The sequence below is a fragment of the Flavobacterium cutihirudinis genome (assembly GCF_003385895.1).
Classification (GTDB): Bacteria; Bacteroidota; Bacteroidia; order Flavobacteriales; family Flavobacteriaceae; genus Flavobacterium; species Flavobacterium cutihirudinis.
In genome coordinates, this window is record NZ_QRDQ01000011.1 from 162,057 (window position 1) to 179,324 (window position 17,268).

A 17,268-nucleotide genomic window follows, 5' to 3' on the forward strand; every position below is an offset into this window, starting at 1 on the left:
AATATTTTTAAGTATGTACATATTTAAATTTATGCAACACAAATCTAATTAAAATAAAATGAAAATATATCGCTTTGCAGTGGTTCTGTGCTTGTTTTTTTTGTCTTGTGATAAAAAAAGTAAGGTCGAAAAAGAAGTTGAGGAAATTCCGGTTGATATTAAAGTAGAACGCTTTGATAAGGTTTTTTTTGAAACAAAACCTGAAGATCTGGCCAAAGTAAAAAAACAATATCCTTTCTTTTTCCCTGCAGGTAACGATGATTCTGTATGGTTGCAAAAAATGCAGGAACCAATCTGGCGCGAGGTATATACAGAAGTGCAAAAAAAATATTCGAATTTTGAGCCTGTACGTCAGCAGTTTAATTCTCTTTTTCAGCATGTGAAATATTATTTTCCTAAAACCAAAACGCCGAAAGTAATAACGGTAATTGGAGAAATGGATTATAATGCGAAAGCTATTTATGCAGACAGTCTCGTAATTGTGGCGTTGGAATTATATTTAGGAAAAGAGCATAAATTCTATGAATTTCCAAATTACCTGAAACGTAATTTCGAGGAAAAACAAATAATGCCAGATGTGGTTTCGAGTTTTGTTTACAGAAATATTCCTGCTTTTCAGGAAAAAAATCTGGTTTCTCAGATGATTTTTGAAGGGAAACAATTGTATGCAAAAGATTTGCTTTTGCCAGAATACACAGATGCAGAAAAAATGGGATATACGCCTGAAGAAATAAAATGGTGCGAGGAAAATGAAGCCTACATGTGGCGTTATTTTATGGAAAAGGAAATGTTGTATAGTGTAGATCCAAAACTTACGACCCGATTTATAGCTCCGGCTCCATTTTCTAAATTTTATTTAGAAATCGATAACGATTCGCCGGGAAGAGTGGGTGCCTGGATAGGATGGCAGATTGTACGTTCGTATATGAAAAATAACAACGTAACTTTGCAGGAATTATTAAAAGTTAATGCGAAAGAAATTTTCGAAAAGTCAAAATATAAACCTAAGAAATAATGTCAACAATAAATTCAGAAATTAAATTCAATATAGAATTAGACGAAAACCGTGTACCTGAGAAATTAACATGGAGTGCACAGGACGGCGGAGTTCAAGCCGAAGAAGCAAAAGCAATCATGTTGTCAATTTGGGACAGTAAAGCTAAAGAAACGATGCGTATCGATCTTTGGACAAAAGATATGCCGGTTGATGAAATGAAAATTTTCTTTCACCAGACTTTGGTGGCAATGGCGGATACTTTTAAACGTGCAACTGATGACGAAAAAATGTCGGATACAATGAAAGATTTCTGCGATTATTTTGCTGAAAAACTAGAATTGACGAAATAATTAAATTTCAAATAATAAAAATTCCAAATTCCAATCTCAGATTGGGTTTGGGATTTTTTGTTTTTATTTTGTAAATTGTTATCTGCAAAAAACAAATAATATGCTGTTTCCTTTTATTGTAAGCCTTGTCGGATTATTTTTCTTACTTGCAAATGCAATTCGATTTTGTATTACCTGTAAAAGCAGAGATGTTTTGTACCGCATTTTGACACTTTATTTGGTTCTCTTATTTTGCGTAGAGTTACTTTGTAATATTATCGGATTTCTTTATCCTAATTCTAATTTTTTCCTTTCGCATTATTATTTTATTTTTCAGTTTATTGCCCTGAGCCTGTTCTTTTATAAAAGTTTTGCAGATAAAATATTAAAACGAATTGTGGTTATAGTTTTTGTTGCGGTTTCACTTTTTTTAAGTATTCAATATTATAGAACACCATCGCTTTATTGGGAGTTTAATTTGATTGAAATTGCAATAACTTCGATTCCGTTGCTATTTTATGGATTGTATTTTATTATATCCAATTTGAAAAGTGTTAAGCATGATTATTCTTATTTCTGTAACGGATTAGTTATTTATCTGGCAAGTAGTGCAAGTATTTTTTTATCCGGAAATAGTGATTCGGTAATTTTTACCGAACCCTTTATTCTTGATTTTTGGTTCTTTAATTCCCTTTTTTATATCCTTTATCAGTTTTTGATTTATAAGGAATGGAAGGTTTTAAATGCCAAAAGATCCATCAAGGCTCTTAAAGAAAATTACTAAATCTAGTTTTATTTAACTGATTTTTTGTCTATATCTTTTAAAATTTTCTTTAAAGCTCCGTTCATTAATTGATTGGAGTTTTTGTAAAACGTTACATTGTCAATCAGTTTATTTGATTTTTCGGTTTGCCAAACTGATTCTGAAGATTTTTTTCTGGCTACACCCACGACATTTTGTGAATAAATGATTTGTTGAAGGTTTAAGTCGTAAATTTCTACAATAACCGAAGCTTCGTTTTTTCCGCCTTCGCTTTCGCTCTGATAAAGTTCAATTGAAGAGAAATCACTTTGATTTTTTTTGGTCGAAATATTGATAAAAAAATCAAATCCGGTTCCGTCCTTAAGCTCTTTCAATTTTGTTTTACTTGGATTTAAAGGAATTTTTCTCGGAACGAGTAATCCGTTTACGTCGTGAATGTAAAAGAAACGGTCGTTGAGGTTTTTCTTAAAGAAATTTGACACGGTTTCGGTTAATTCATCTTTAGAGTTTTTTGGAGCGTCCAGCTCATTTAAAATCCACTTTCCTGAAGTAAAGTCAACGCCAGTTTGCTTAGGTGTTGTGAACAAATAGGTTGGTGCATTGCATGATGAAAGGATAGTGAAAAGGAAAATAGAACAAAGTAGTTTTGCTTTCATAGTGGTTTGTTGTTCGATTCAAAAGTAATTTAAAAACGACAATTTTCACACAGTTGTAAGTGAAAAATTAAGAATTTACTGTAAAGTTGATTTCAAATAAAAAAATCCCAAATTCCTCCTGAAGCCTCGGGATGAAATTGGGATTTGGGATCTGAGCTTTTATTTGGATTTTAAATTTAAAACCCTGAATTGTTTTTAAAAACCTCTTGATTTACTTCGTCTATATAAGTTAAAAGTTCTTCTTTTCCGATTGATTCTGTAGATGAGGTTACGAAATAATGTGGCATTTCGGCCCAGTTGTTTGCGTACATCTGTTTTTTGTAAGCCGCGATATGAGAATCAATTTTTACTTTACTGATTTTATCGGCTTTAGTAAAAATAATGCAAAACGGAATTTCGCTTTCGCCCATATAAGACATAAATTCAATGTCTATATTTTGTGCTTCGTGACGAATATCAATCAAAACAAAGGCGCAAACAAGTTGCTCTCTGTTCTCAAAATAGTCAGTTATAAATTGCTGAAAAACCGATTTTGTTTTTTTTGAAACTTTAGCATATCCATAACCTGGTAAATCGACTAAAAACCAATTATTATTGATTTTAAAGTGATTTATTAATTGTGTTTTTCCTGGTCTTCCAGATGTTTTTGCTAAATTTTTATGATTGGTAATCATGTTGATTAACGATGATTTTCCAACGTTTGATCTGCCTATAAAAGCGTATTCAGGCAAAAATTCAGCCGGGCATTTTGATGCGTCAGAATTACTGACAATGAATTCGGCAGAAGTAATTTTCATGTTTTTTTGTTTTTAAAACCTTCTTAAAATCGAAAGTTAGATGCTATAATTTCTGCTCTGTAAGCCATTTTTCAAGAATCTGGTTGAATTCATCCGGATGTTCCATCATAGCAGCGTGTCCACATTTGTCAATCCAATACAAAGTTGAATTTGGCAATAATTTATCAAACTCTTCAGCAACATTTGGAGGTGTTACTGAGTCGTTTTTACCCCAAATAATACAGGTTTCAACTGTCATTTTAGGTAAATCTTTGGCCATATTATGACGAATTGCACTTTTGGCAATTGTTAATGTTTTAATCAGTTTTATACGGTCATTTGCTGTTGCGTATACTTCATCAATAAGTTCCGGAGTGGCAATTTTTGGGTCATAAAATACATCTTCAGCTTTCTTTTTGATGTATTCGTAATCGCCTCTTCTTGGGTAACTATCGCCCATTGCGCTTTCATAAAGTCCAGAACTTCCTGTTATTACAAGTCCTGCAACTTTTTCAGGATACAGCTTTGTGTGATATAATGCAATATGGCCTCCTAATGAGTTTCCTAACAAAATTACCTTGTCAAAACCTTTAAAAGTGATAAAGTCTTTTACGTATTTGGCAAAGCTTTTCACATTCGTTTTTAAAATGCTTTGTGTGTAGATTGGCAAATCCGGGATAACTACTTTGTATCCTTTGTTTGGGAAATATTGCGCTACACCATCAAAGTTACTAAGGCCTCCCATTAAACCGTGTAAAATGACGATAGGAGTTCCTTCTCCAGCTTCATAATAGCTGTATTTGCCTTCTTTTTTGTAGTTTTTGTCCATCTAGTTTAATGCCAATTTCAATTTCGACAAATATAGGGTTTAATAAACAAAAATGAATTTTTGCTGTGATTTTTTAACTAGATAATTTGAGTAGAATTTATAAGTAATTAAAAATCAGGTTTTAGGGGTTGTAATGTGTTAATTTTAATATGTTAAAATCCTTGCGTAATAATTACTTTTTTAAGAGAAAGATTATTTATTATTTATAATTGTTAAAATAACTGATTTCTAAATTATCGAATGTCTAAACAATTGATTGTCTAAAGATTAAGTAGAGTGGTAGTAAAGTGGTTAAACTTATTAACAAAGTGGTATATAGTGGTAATATGTGGTAAAATTTTTTATATTTTTGCTGTATAACATGTTAATAGATTTTTCTTGAACACAATTGTAGGAACATACGAGTGTAAAGTTGATGCTAAAGGGAGGCTGATGTTGCCTGCGCCTTTAAAAAAGCAACTTGCTGCCTCTCTTCAGGACGGTTTCGTTTTGAAGCGTTCCGTTTTTCAGCAATGTCTGGAATTGTATCCGATGGAAGAATGGAATTTGATGATGAAGAAGATTAACAAGTTGAATCGTTTTGTAAAAAAGAATAATGATTTTATCCGAAGATTTACAGCTGGAGTAAAAGTGGTTGAAATTGATGCATTGGGAAGATTACTGGTGCCAAAAGATTTAGTGACTTTTTCTGGTATTGCTAAAGATGTTGTTTTCTCATCTGCGGTTAATATTGTGGAAATTTGGGATAAAGATTTATATGAAAAATCAATAAGCGGCGAAGATATGGATTTTGCTGATTTAGCCGAGGAAGTTATGGGAAATATTAATGACGACGACAATGGAATATCATAATCCGGTTTTGCTTCATCCGACAGTTGATGGCTTAGATATTAAGCCCGATGGAATATATGTAGATGTTACGTTTGGCGGCGGTGGACACTCAAAAGAGATTTTAAGACGATTAGGTCCAAACGGAAGATTGTTTGCTTTTGATCAAGATGAAGATGCGCTTGCAAATGCACTGCCAGACGAAAGGTTTACCTTAATTAATGAGAACTTCAGATTCATAAAAAGATTTCTTCGTTTTCATGGTGTAAAAGCAGTTGACGGAATTTTGGCAGATTTAGGTGTTTCATCGCATCAGTTTGATGTTCCTGAAAGAGGTTTTTCAACCAGATTTGATGCCGAATTGGATATGCGGATGAGTCAGAAAAATGATTTAAATGCTTATCGGGTGGTTAACGAATATGAAGAACAGGATTTACGTCGTGTTTTTTTTGATTATGGGGAGTTGAAAAACGCGCCAGCTTTAGCGAGAACAATTGTAGAAGCTAGAAGAGATTACCCAATCAGTACTACTGATGAACTGAAAGAAGTTTTGAAGAAGTATTTGCCTGAAAAGGTTCGAAATAAAATATTGGCTCAGATTTATCAGGCTATTCGAATTGAGGTAAATCAGGAAATGGATGTTTTAAAAGAGTTTATTGAGCAGTCTTTGGAGATTTTAAAACCAGGCGGGAGATTTTCAGTAATCTCATACCATTCTTTAGAAGATCGTTTGGTTAAGAGATTTATAAAAAACGGAATGTTTGAGGGAGAGCCTGAACGTGATTTTTATGGGAATTTTTCAGTTCCTTTTAAAACAATCGGAAAACTGATTGTTCCTGATGCAGAAGAAATCAAAATCAACAATAGAGCACGAAGCGCAAAATTGAGAATTGCTGAAAAGATATAATATATATAGGTAGAAGATGAAAAGTGGTGTATTTGGGATATTAAAAGCAAGATTTCTGATTAATGATGATGCAGTAAAAAACTGGAGATTCATTGTTTTTATAATTCTGCTGGCAATTTTGATGATTGCAAATACTCAAAGATATGAGCAAAAGGTTTTTGAAATTGCGAAATTAAATAATGAAGTAAAGGAGTTGAGATCGGAATTTGTAGATCGACGTTCAGAACTAATGAAGTTAAAAATGGAATCTACGATATCGGATAAAATGCTTGAAAAGCAAATTTTTCCATCGACAGTTCCTCCAATAAAAATAGAAGTTAAAAAAGAAGAAGAAAAAAGTTTCTTTAAAAGAATATGGCAGTAGACGATAAAAATATATCCTACAGAATTTACCTCGTAGCAGTTTTCATCTTCGTGATGGCAATTGCTATTGTCGTTAAATTAACCAATATTCAATGGGTTGAGGGAGATTATTACAGAAAACTGGCGAAACAGCGTACAGTTCGAAATTTTGTAATTCCGGCAAACAAAGGAAATATTTATTCTGCTGACGGAAGTTTACTGGCGACTTCAATTCCGAATTATGAAATTCGCTTTGATGCGAAAGCACCAAAAACAGAAACTTTCGAAAAATACGTAAAACAATTATCAGATTCATTAGCTACGGTTTTAGACAGACCATCAGGTTATTACGAACAGGAATTAAGAAAGGCGAGAGCAAATAAAAATCGTTATTATTTGATTGCCCGTGATTTAAGTTATACGGAATATGTGAAAATTAAAGGTTTTCCATTATTTAAGCTAGGAGCTTTCAAAGGTGGAATTATAATTGAGCAAGAAACGGTTAGAAAACACCCAATTGGAAAAATTGCTGAAAGAACGATTGGTTATGATAGAATAGATCCGGCGACAGGAATTGAAGTAGGAAAAGGAATTGAATGGGCTTTTAAAAGTTATCTTAATGGGAAAGATGGTAAAATCTTAAAACAAAAAATAGCAAAAGGGCAATGGAAACCAATTCGCGACGTAAACGAAGTAGATCCAATTGATGGTTACGATGTGATTTCGACTATCGATGTATTTATTCAGGATATTGCACATCACGCTTTATTGAAACAACTTCAAGATTACGAAGCTGACCATGGTTGTGTTGTTGTAATGGAAACAGAAACGGGTTATATAAAGGCCATTTCGAATTTAGGGAGAAGTGAAGATGGATCGTATACAGAAACTGTAAATTATGCAGTAGCAGAATCTCACGAGCCGGGATCGACTTTTAAGCTGGTTGATTTAATGGCGATATTAGAAGACAAAGTAGCAGACACTAGTACGGTTTTTGACAGTCACAATGGTGTTGTTAAATATTACGGAAGATCTGTACGTGATTCACATCATGGAGGTTATGGAAAGATTTCGTTGGCGCGTGGATTTGAGCTTTCGTCTAATACAGTAATGGTTCAGGCAGTTTATGATAATTATAAAAGTAATCCATCAAAATTTGTAAATCATATTAAAAGTTTTGGTTTAGATAAACCTCTAGGGTTGCATTTTAAAGGAGAAGGAAGACCAATTATTCCTCATCCTGGAGATAAGATCTGGTCGGGAATTTCACTTCCGTGGATGGCTTTCGGGTATTCGGTTTCGGTTACTCCAATGCAGACATTGGCATTTTATAATTCGGTTGCAAATAATGGTGTAATGGTAAGACCACAATTTGTTTCAGAAATTAAGGAATGGAATAAAACGATTAAAAAGTTCGATACAGAGGTAATTAATCCAAAGATTTGTTCAGACGAAACGCTTAAAAAAGTAAGAGCAGTTTTAGGAAACGTGGTAAAAAAAGGAACAGCTTCTAAGCTTTATTCCAAAGATTTTCCGATGGCAGGAAAAACGGGAACGGCCATGGTTAATTATAATAAAGCAGGAAGAGAAGGAATGTATTATGCATCGTCTTTCGTAGGGTATTTTCCGGCTGATCATCCAAAATATTCTTGTATTGTGGTAGTTCATAAGCCGAATACATCAAAAAATAATTATTATGGAGCAGATGTTGCTGGGCCAGTTTTTAAAAGAATTGCTCAAAAAATATTTACAGATGCACCTTCAACAAATAAAATAAAACAGTTGGATTCTAAAATTGCAAAACAGGAAATTAGTTACGCTAAGTTTGAAAAAGAATCCAATACAAAAACAAATGTGATTCCGAATTTAAAAGGAATGCCGGGAATGGACGCAATTGCTTTACTTGAAAATTTAGGTTTAAAAGTAAAAGTAAACGGAGTAGGAAAAGTTAAGAATCAATCGATTCAGGCTGGTCAGAATATTAGTAGAAACGCAATTATAGTATTAGAATTATCGTGAAAATACTGAAAGACATATTATATAAAGTAGCAATTGAGTCAGTAGCTGGTTCGACTGACGTGGACATTCAAAAAATTGAATTTGATTCTCGTAAAGTGGAAGCGGGTGATATTTTTGTTGCCATTCGCGGTTCACTTTCAGATGGACACGATTACATTCAAAAAGCAATTGAACTTGGTGCTATTGCTGTTATCTGTGACACTTTACCTTCAACTATTGAAAAAGGAATCACTTATATCCAAGTAAAAGATACGAATGCAGCTTTGGCTTTTATGGCTGCGAATTATTTTGAAAATCCATCTGAAAAATTAAAATTAGTTGGAGTAACGGGAACAAACGGGAAAACAACTATTGCGTCATTGTTGTTTCAATTGTTTAAAAAAGCAGGTTTTAAAGTAGGATTATTATCAACTGTAAAAATTATGGTTGATGATACAGAATATAAAGCAACTCATACAACTCCGGACTCTATTACAATCAATCATTATTTAAATGAAATGATTGAATCTGGCGTTACACATTGTTTTATGGAAGTAAGCTCGCATGGAATTCATCAAAAACGTACAGAAGCTTTGCATTTTGTTGGCGGAATTTTCACGAATCTTTCTCACGATCATTTAGATTATCATCCAACTTTTGCAGAATACAGAGATGTAAAAAAGTCATTTTTTGATTCATTGCCAAAAACAGCTTTTGCTTTATCAAACATTGATGATAAAAACGGAACTGTAATGTTGCAAAATACTGTAGCGAGAAAGTTTACTTATGCATTGAAATCGTATGCTGATTTTAAAGCAACAATTTTAGAAAGCCAATTATCAGGTTTATTGTTAAAAGTAAATGATAATGAAGTTTGGGTAAAGTTAATCGGAACTTTTAATGCTTATAACGTTCTGGCGATTTACGGAACTGCAATAGAACTCGGAATGGATAGTCTTGAAGCGTTGCGCTTACTGTCTGATTTAGAAAGTGTTTCAGGTCGTTTTCAATATATAGTGACCGATTCTAAAATCACTGCGATAGTAGATTATGCACATACGCCAGATGCTTTGGAGAATGTTTTGAAAACAATTGCCGACATCCGAACAAAAAACGAACAGTTGATTACAATTGTTGGTTGTGGTGGAAACAGAGATAAAACAAAAAGACCAATTATGGCTAAAATTGCTGCAGATCTAAGTGATAAAGCAATTTTGACGTCTGATAATCCAAGAAATGAAGATCCGGAAGTGATTTTGGATGAAATGGAAAAAGGTGTTGATGCTCATAATTATAAAAAAACACTAAGAATAACTGATCGTAAGCAAGCTATTAAAACAGCATGTCAGTTGGCTGAATCTAACGATATCATTTTAATTGCTGGAAAAGGTCATGAAACGTATCAGGAAATTAATGGTGTTCGTCATCATTTTGACGACATGGAAACGGTAAAAGAAATCTTAGAACAACTAAATAAATAATAATAAATTTTTAAGTTCAAATACCACAAGAAGATTGGAGTTTGAAATTTCAAAATTGGAATTTAAAAAAATAGAAAAACATGCTATACTATTTATTTGAATATTTAGACAAAACATTAGATGTTCCGGGAACAGGGGTTTTTCAGTACATCACTTTTAGATCGGCTTTAGCATTGATGCTTTCTTTGCTTTTGTCTACAATTTACGGAAAACGAATTATTAACTTTTTGCGCAATCAGCAAGTTGGTGAAACGGTTCGTGAACTTGGTCTTCAAGGGCAAAATGAAAAAGCAGGAACTCCAACTATGGGAGGTTTGATTATCATTTTTGCAACATTAGTTCCGGTTTTGTTATTTGCGCGTTTGCACAACATTTATATCGTATTACTTATTGTGACTACTTTATGGATGGGGACTATTGGTTTTGTTGACGATTATATTAAAATATTTAAAAAAGATAAAGCAGGATTAAAAGGAATTTTTAAAGTTATTGGTCAGGTTGGTTTAGGAATTATCGTTGGAGCAGTTCTTTATTTCAACCCTGCCGTAACGGTAAGAACAGATACTGGAAGAACAGATATTTATAAAAACGTAAGTTCAACGGTAGTTTTGCCAGCACCAATCGAAGAGAAATCTACAGCAACTACAATTCCTTTTGTAAAAAATAACGAATTTGATTATGCAGAATTATTAGCATGGACTGGAGAGGGATATGAAAAATGGGCTTGGTTGATTTTTATTCCGGTTGTTATTTTTATTATCACTGCGGTTTCTAACGGAGCTAATTTAACTGATGGAATTGATGGTTTAGCTGCAGGAACCTCCGCTGTTTCGGTTTTAGCGCTCGGGATATTTACATTCGTTTCGGGAAATATTATTTTCTCTAATTATCTGAATATTATGTACATCCCTAATTCGGGTGAAATGACAGTTTTTATATCAGCATTTGTTGGAGCGCTAATCGGATTTCTTTGGTACAATTCCTATCCCGCATCTGTTTTTATGGGAGATACAGGAAGTTTGACAATTGGAGGGATTATTGCTGTTTTGGCAATTGCGGTTCGTAAAGAGTTGTTGATTCCGTTATTGTGTGGAATCTTTTTAGTGGAAAATTTCTCAGTGGTTTTGCAAGTGAGTTATTTCAAGTTCACTAAAAAAAGATATGGTGAAGGACGCAGAATTTTCCTGATGTCGCCTTTGCATCACCACTATCAGAAAAAAGGATATCATGAGAGTAAAATTGTTACCCGTTTCTGGATTGTTGCGATTATGTTAGCCATTTTATCAATCGTTACTTTAAAATTAAGATAGATGAGGCTGGTAATTTTAGGAGGAGGAGAAAGTGGTGTTGGAACTGCTATCCTAGGGAAGAAAAAAGGATACGAGGTTTTTGTATCGGATTTTGGAAAAATAAAAGAAAGCTATAAAGAAGTTCTTATAATTAATAAAATTCCGTGGGAAGAAGAGCAGCACACGGAGGATCTTATTCTGAATGCCGATGTGGTGATGAAAAGTCCCGGTATTCCTGAAAAATCTCCAATCGTGAAAAAGCTGATTGCAGCCGGCGTAAAAGTGATTTCGGAAATCGAATTTGCAAAGCCTTTTACAGAAGCGCTGACCATTGGGATAACAGGAAGTAATGGTAAAACGACCACGACAATGTTAACCTATCATTTGCTAAAATCGGCAGGTTTGAATGTTGGATTGGGAGGTAATATCGGAAAAAGCTTTGCCTGGCAGGTAGCAGAAAATAAGTTTGATGCATACGTTCTTGAGTTAAGCAGTTTTCAATTGGACGGGATCATAGATTACAGGCCGGATATTGCGATTATTACAAACATAAGTCCGGATCACTTAGACAGGTATGAATATAAGTATCAAAATTATATAGATTCAAAGTTTAGAATAACAATGAATCAAACCGAAAGTGATTACCTGATTTATGATGCTGATGATGAAGCGAGTTCAGAATGGTTAAAAAATAATACGACAAAAGCAAAATTAATTCCTTTCTCACTAACGAAAAGTTTTGAAGAAGGAGCTTCTATAAATAACAACAAAATGGAAATAAAGATCAACCAAGAAGAGTTTACAATGGACACGGAACACATTGCGTTAGAAGGAAAACATAATATGAAAAACGCAATGGCAGCAAGCTCTGTAGCGAAATTGATGCAAATTAGAAATGCAACAATTCGCGAAAGTTTATCTAATTTTCAAGGTGTTGAACACCGTTTAGAGAAAGTATTAAAAATACAAAACGTTCAATATATCAACGATTCAAAAGCAACAAATGTAAATGCAACTTTCTTCGCTTTAGACAGCATGAATGTGCCAACTGTTTGGATTGTGGGTGGTGTTGATAAAGGAAATGATTATAATGAATTGATGTCCTTGGTTCGTGAGAAAGTAAAAGCAATTATCTGTTTAGGAATTGATAACCGTAAAATTATCGATGCTTTCGGAAACGTTGTTGACATTATGGTTGAAGTTAATAATATGAATGATGCAGTAAAAACTGCTCAAAGATTAACGGAAAAAGGTGATGCAGTTTTATTGTCTCCAGCTTGCGCAAGTTTCGATTTATTCGAAAACTACGAAGACAGAGGAAAGCAATTTAAACAAGCAGTACATAATCTGTAAAAATAGTTTCAGGTTTCAAGTTTCACGTTAGTAGGAACTTGAAACCTGAAACAGGAAAAACCTGAAACAAAATTAAAATGAAAGAACTGGTAAATAAACTTAAAGGAGATAGGGTAATATGGTCATTCGTGGCTTTATTAGCGCTGTTTTCGTTTATGCCTGTTTTTAGTGCGAGTAGTAATTTGGCATACATTGGCCATGGAACCGGAAACACATTAGGGTATTTGGTAAAACATTTGGCTCACATTTGTATCGGTTTCCTGATTATTTATTGGGTTCATAGAGTACCGTATCATTATTTTAGAGCGATTTCAAAAATTGCTTTGCCAATAGTTTGGTTCTTATTGCTTTATACATTGTTGAAAGGGACTGTTATTGCTGGGGCAAACGCGAGTCGCTGGATTCAGGTACCGTTTATCGGAATCACATTTCAGACTTCCACTTTGGCTTCTATCGTTCTCTTTATTTTTGTAGCGCGTTATTTGTCGAAAAAGAAAGAAGAAAATGAGCCTTTTCAGGTATCATTTGTACAGCTTTGGATTCCGGTTTTTATTACGTTGGCATTGATTTTGCCTGCGAACTTTTCTACCACTGCATTGATTTTTGCAATGGTTTTAATGCTTACGTTCATTGGAAAATATCCATTAAAACATATCGGAATTATTATAGGTTCAGGAATTGCCATGCTGATGTTCTTCCTTTTGGTAGCAAAGGCGTTTCCGGATTCACGATTCTTTAGCAGGGTTTCAACTTGGGAAAGCCGTATAATGAACTTTACCACTGACAAACCTGATGAAGATGATTATCAGATTGAGAAAGCAAAAATCGCAATTGCATCTGGAAGATTTGGAGGGCTTGGACCAGGAAAAAGTGTTCAGAAAAACTTTTTGCCACAATCTTCTTCGGATTTCATTTATGCGATAGTTGTCGAAGAATATGGTTTGGTGGGTGGTGTAGCGATCTTGGTTTTGTATTTATTGCTGCTATTTCGATTTGTTGTTGCTTCGCATAAAGCAAATACGTTATTCGGGAAATTACTAGTTGTTGGACTCGGATTTCCGATGATATTTCAAGCGATGATTAATATGGCAGTTGCCGTCGAATTATTGCCGGTAACGGGGCAGACGCTTCCGCTGATAAGTTCTGGAGGAAGTTCAATCTGGATGACTTGTTTAGGTCTTGGAATTATCATCAGTGTGACGAAAAAAGAAGAAGAAATCGCTGAAGAAAAAGAAGAAAAAGAGAGACGAAAAGAAGCGCTTCAAAGATTAATTGATAAAGAATTAGCTGAAGAAGATTTGCCAGCTGATGAAGTTTATGAAGAAGAGGCAATGTATTCAATCGAAGACAATTCAAAAAATCCGATGAATGCAGTTTTGAACAGATAAGATTAAAGTATAAAGATTTTTTAAAAAGTTGTAATTTTTAGAAAGATGACAAAGTATAAATTCATACTTAGCGGAGGAGGAACGGGAGGCCACATTTATCCTGCAATTGCGATTGCAAATGAATTAAAATTACAATTCCCTGATGCTGAATTTCTTTTTGTTGGTGCCAAAGATAAAATGGAAATGCAAAAAGTACCTCAGGCAGGTTACGAAATACAAGGTCTTTGGATTGCCGGTTTACAGCGAAAATTGACTTTGCAAAATATGATGTTTCCGCTTAAACTCGCAAGTAGTTTATTAGAGTCAAGAAGAATCATTAAAAAATTTAAACCAAATGTAGTAATTGGAACGGGAGGTTTTGCCAGCGGACCATTATTGCAGGCGGCAGGCGGAGCAGGAATTCCAACTGTTATTCAGGAGCAGAATTCTTTTCCTGGAATAACAAATAAATTATTGAGTAAAAAAGCAAATGCAATTTGTGTTGCTTATCAAAATTTAGAACGGTTTTTTCCTAAAGAGAAAATTGTGTTGACAGGAAATCCGGTTCGTCAGGATTTGATTGATATTGAAAGCAAGCGCGATGAAGCAATTGCGTTTTACGGTTTAGATCCGAATAAAAAAACATTGCTGGTTTTAGGAGGAAGTTTAGGCGCAAGAAGAATCAATCAATTAATTGAAAAAGAATTGCAAAATTTTCTTTCGCAAGATGTTCAGGTAATCTGGCAATGTGGAAAATTATATTTTGAAGATTACAAAAAACACAATCAGCAAAATGTACGCGTAGTTGATTTTATTGAAAGAATGGATTTTGTGTACGCTGCAGCTGATGTGATTATTTCGAGAGCTGGAGCATCTTCGGTTTCAGAATTATGTATTGTTGGGAAACCTGTAATTTTTATTCCGTCGCCAAATGTTGCTGAAGATCATCAAACTAAAAACGCACAGGCAATTGTTGATGCGAAAGGTGCTATTTTATTGAAAGAATCCGAATTGGAAAATGAATTTAGTATTGTTTTTGAAGCACTTCTGAAAGATGAAGGAAAACAGAAACAATTAAGTGAAAATATTAAAAAACTGGCAATGCCAAAAGCAACACAAGATATCGTTGCGCAGATTGTCAAGTTAATTCGTTAAGTTATAAGCAGTAAGCTATAGGCTGTAAGCTTTAAACTTGTTGCTTAAAGAAAAAGAATAAAATAATAAAGACAAAGGTAGAAAAGGCCTAAAGCTTAAAGCCTATTGCTTAAAGCGAAAAAAAGCAAAAAAGAAATGAATTTAAATCAAATACAAAACGTTTATTTTATTGGTATTGGAGGCATCGGAATGAGTGCTCTGGCCCGCTATTTCAAATATATAGGGAAACAGGTTTCAGGTTACGATAAAACGCCGTCAATGCTGACAAGTGAATTAATTGAAAGTGGTATTGATATTCATTTTGAAGATAATATCAGTTTGATTCCGGGTGATTATAATGTTGAGAATACACTAGTGATTTTTACGCCTGCGGTTCCAGCATCACATTCTGAGTGGAATTATTTTATTGAAAGAAATTACGAAATTAAAAAGCGCGCCGAGGTTTTGGGAATTATTACCAAAGACACTTTTAGTTTTGCAGTTGCGGGAACTCACGGTAAGACAACTACCTCAAGTATTTTAGGTCACATTTTATTTGAAAGTGGTGCAGATGTTACGGCTTTCGTTGGCGGAATTGTAGAAAACTATAATTCAAATTTAATTGGAACTGGAAAAACAGTAACAGTTGTAGAAGCTGATGAGTTTGATAGATCGTTCTTGCATTTACATCCAGATATTGCCTGTGTAACCTCTATGGACGCGGATCATTTGGATATTTATGGTACTAGTGATGCAATTGAAGATTCTTTTAGAGAATTTGCTTCAAAAGTAGAAGATAAAAACAATCTTTTTATAACGAAAGAATTGCCTTTAGAAGGCGTTCAATGCGCTATAAATGAAGATGCTGTATATAAGGCTTATAATGTTAGAATTGAAGACGGAAGTTATGTTTTTGATGTGCAGACACCATCAGAAATCATTAAAGATCTTCATTTTGGATTACCTGGAAAACACAATTTAATGAATGGATTAATGGCTATTGCGATGGCAAAAACTTACGGCACCCCGACCGAGTCAATTGCAAAAGCCATTGCTTCATTCAGAGGAATCAGAAGACGTTTTTCTTATCAGATAAAGTCAGATAAGTTAGTTTATATAGATGATTATGCACATCATCCGACAGAAATAAATGCTGTTCATCAGGCAGTTAGAGAATTGTATCCAGGAAAGAAAGTGTTGGCGATTTTTCAGCCACATTTATTCAGTAGAACAAAAGATTTTGTGGATGGATTTGCTGAAAGCTTGTCAAAATTTGATGAAGTGTTTTTAATGGATATTTATCCGGCCAGAGAACTTCCTATGGAAGGCGTTACATCAGAATGGCTTTTGGGTAAGATGACAAATTCGAACAAAAAAATTGTTGCAAAAAATGATTTATTAGCGCAAATCAAAGCCAATGATGCTCCAATAATTGTTACAATAGGAGCAGGTGATATTGGAGAAATGGTACCGTCAATTAAACAAATGCTAAATGAAAATATTTAATTGGACAAATATTAGATTAGTACTTATTTTCGGACTAGTTCTTTTTCTATATTCCTTCGCACAACATCGAAATGGAGATAGAAAATTGAAGAAATCTATGGTCGTTTTTGTAGGAGAAAATGCTCTTTTTGTGAAAGCAGAAACGGTTAATAAATTGTTGATAGAAAATAAAAGAGACGCTTCCAGTATTAGAAAAGATGAAGTAGATTTGAATAAGATAGAAAAATCCCTTGATACGCAAGACATGATTGAGAAGTCAGATGTTTTTGTAAGTATTGATGGAGTTCTAAAAGCGGTAGTAAAACAGAAGACACCAATAGCGCGAGTTTATGATGGTGATCAATCTTTTTATATTGACTATGAGGGTAATAAAATGCCTTTGTCAGACAATTTTACAGCGCGAGTTCCTCTTGTTTCAGGGGCAATAAATGAAAAAAATAACGAAGATTTAGCTGCTTTATTTCGCACAATTTATGACGATGCGTTTTTGAAAAAAAACATCATTGCAATACAAATTATGCCTAATGGCAGCCTAAAAATGTTTAATCGAAACTATGATTACTTCATAGATTTTGGAAGAACGATGAATGTTGATAAAAAATTTAGAAACTATAAAGCGTTTTTTCAAAAAGCAGTTTTAGATAGTTCGTTATACAAATACAATAAAATTGACCTTAGGTTTACGGAACAAGTAGTTTGCACAAAATAATAGA

At 33.8% G+C, this 17,268-nt stretch carries 17 protein-coding genes; 14 read left to right on the forward strand and 3 right to left on the reverse strand.

The features are described from left to right. Positions 1-58 precede the first annotated feature (58 nt). The 3 genes from gldB to BD847_RS20905 all read left to right on the forward strand — a co-directional run bounded on the left by gldB (position 59) and on the right by BD847_RS20905 (position 2,110). Entirely contained in the window at positions 59-1,015 is a 957-nt protein-coding gene (gene gldB / locus BD847_RS17255) for a gliding motility lipoprotein GldB (protein WP_115889516.1), read from the forward strand. Then, entirely contained in the window at positions 1,015-1,347 is a 333-nt protein-coding gene (gldC, locus tag BD847_RS17260; protein WP_208641811.1) for a gliding motility protein GldC, read from the forward strand. The genes gldB and gldC overlap by 1 nt, the downstream gene beginning before the upstream one ends. A 376-nt stretch (positions 1,348-1,723) precedes the next feature. Beyond that, positions 1,724-2,110, forward strand: a complete 387-nt coding sequence (locus BD847_RS20905; protein WP_208641812.1) for a hypothetical protein — start codon at positions 1,724-1,726, stop codon at positions 2,108-2,110. A gap of 8 nt (positions 2,111-2,118) precedes the next feature. Here BD847_RS20905 and BD847_RS17270 read toward each other — a convergent pair whose 3' ends face one another. The 3 genes from BD847_RS17270 to BD847_RS17280 all read right to left on the reverse strand — a co-directional run bounded on the left by BD847_RS17270 (position 2,119) and on the right by BD847_RS17280 (position 4,350). Continuing rightward, positions 2,119-2,745: a hypothetical protein gene (locus BD847_RS17270; RefSeq protein WP_115889518.1), complete on the reverse strand. Its 627-nt coding sequence runs from the start codon at positions 2,743-2,745 to the stop codon at positions 2,119-2,121. 176 nt (positions 2,746-2,921) lie between these two features. Beyond that, a complete protein-coding gene (yihA, locus tag BD847_RS17275; RefSeq protein ID WP_115889519.1) occupies positions 2,922-3,542 on the reverse strand; it encodes a ribosome biogenesis GTP-binding protein YihA/YsxC in 621 nt (206 codons plus the stop codon). A gap of 43 nt (positions 3,543-3,585) precedes the next feature. Continuing rightward, positions 3,586-4,350, reverse strand: a complete 765-nt coding sequence (locus tag BD847_RS17280; RefSeq protein WP_115889520.1) for an alpha/beta fold hydrolase — start codon at positions 4,348-4,350, stop codon at positions 3,586-3,588. A 378-nt stretch (positions 4,351-4,728) separates the two neighbouring features. On the opposite strand from BD847_RS17280, the gene BD847_RS17285 reads away from it, so the two are divergent. From BD847_RS17285 to BD847_RS17335, 11 genes are all read left to right on the forward strand, one after another. Next, complete coding sequence (locus tag BD847_RS17285; protein WP_115889521.1) at positions 4,729-5,202, forward strand: division/cell wall cluster transcriptional repressor MraZ; 474 nt, start codon at positions 4,729-4,731, stop codon at positions 5,200-5,202. Then, positions 5,177-6,085 (forward strand): 16S rRNA (cytosine(1402)-N(4))-methyltransferase RsmH, encoded by a 909-nt coding sequence (gene rsmH, locus BD847_RS17290; protein WP_208641813.1) that lies wholly within the window; start codon positions 5,177-5,179, stop codon positions 6,083-6,085. The genes BD847_RS17285 and rsmH overlap by 26 nt, the downstream gene beginning before the upstream one ends. 16 nt (positions 6,086-6,101) lie before the next feature. Beyond that, positions 6,102-6,449 carry an FtsL-like putative cell division protein gene (locus BD847_RS17295; RefSeq protein WP_115889522.1) on the forward strand — a complete coding sequence of 116 codons (348 nt, stop codon included), beginning with the start codon at positions 6,102-6,104 and terminating at the stop codon, positions 6,447-6,449. Beyond that, the gene (locus BD847_RS17300; RefSeq protein WP_115889523.1) at positions 6,440-8,446 is read left to right on the forward strand and encodes a penicillin-binding protein; all 2,007 of its coding nucleotides are present in this window, start codon (positions 6,440-6,442) and stop codon (positions 8,444-8,446) included. The genes BD847_RS17295 and BD847_RS17300 overlap by 10 nt, the downstream gene beginning before the upstream one ends. Beyond that, positions 8,443-9,906, forward strand: a complete 1,464-nt coding sequence (locus BD847_RS17305; protein ID WP_115889524.1) for a UDP-N-acetylmuramoyl-L-alanyl-D-glutamate--2,6-diaminopimelate ligase — start codon at positions 8,443-8,445, stop codon at positions 9,904-9,906. The genes BD847_RS17300 and BD847_RS17305 overlap by 4 nt, the downstream gene beginning before the upstream one ends. Before the next feature lie 80 nt (positions 9,907-9,986). Next, positions 9,987-11,216: a phospho-N-acetylmuramoyl-pentapeptide-transferase gene (mraY, locus tag BD847_RS17310; RefSeq protein WP_115889525.1), complete on the forward strand. Its 1,230-nt coding sequence runs from the start codon at positions 9,987-9,989 to the stop codon at positions 11,214-11,216. Next, positions 11,217-12,548 (forward strand): UDP-N-acetylmuramoyl-L-alanine--D-glutamate ligase, encoded by a 1,332-nt coding sequence (gene murD / locus BD847_RS17315; protein ID WP_115889526.1) that lies wholly within the window; start codon positions 11,217-11,219, stop codon positions 12,546-12,548. It abuts the gene before it with no gap. Between the two features lie 77 nt (positions 12,549-12,625). Beyond that, entirely contained in the window at positions 12,626-13,936 is a 1,311-nt protein-coding gene (locus tag BD847_RS17320) for an FtsW/RodA/SpoVE family cell cycle protein (RefSeq protein ID WP_115889527.1), read from the forward strand. A 45-nt stretch (positions 13,937-13,981) separates the two neighbouring features. Next, positions 13,982-15,070, forward strand: a complete 1,089-nt coding sequence (gene murG / locus BD847_RS17325) for an undecaprenyldiphospho-muramoylpentapeptide beta-N-acetylglucosaminyltransferase (RefSeq protein ID WP_115889528.1) — start codon at positions 13,982-13,984, stop codon at positions 15,068-15,070. A 135-nt stretch (positions 15,071-15,205) separates the two neighbouring features. Further along, entirely contained in the window at positions 15,206-16,555 is a 1,350-nt protein-coding gene (gene murC / locus BD847_RS17330; protein WP_115889529.1) for a UDP-N-acetylmuramate--L-alanine ligase, read from the forward strand. After that, on the forward strand, positions 16,542-17,264 hold the full coding sequence (locus BD847_RS17335; RefSeq protein ID WP_115889530.1) for a cell division protein FtsQ/DivIB: 723 nt from the start codon (positions 16,542-16,544) through the stop codon (positions 17,262-17,264). Before murC ends, BD847_RS17335 begins: the two co-directional genes overlap by 14 nt. The last annotated feature ends 4 nt before the right edge of the window (positions 17,265-17,268 follow it).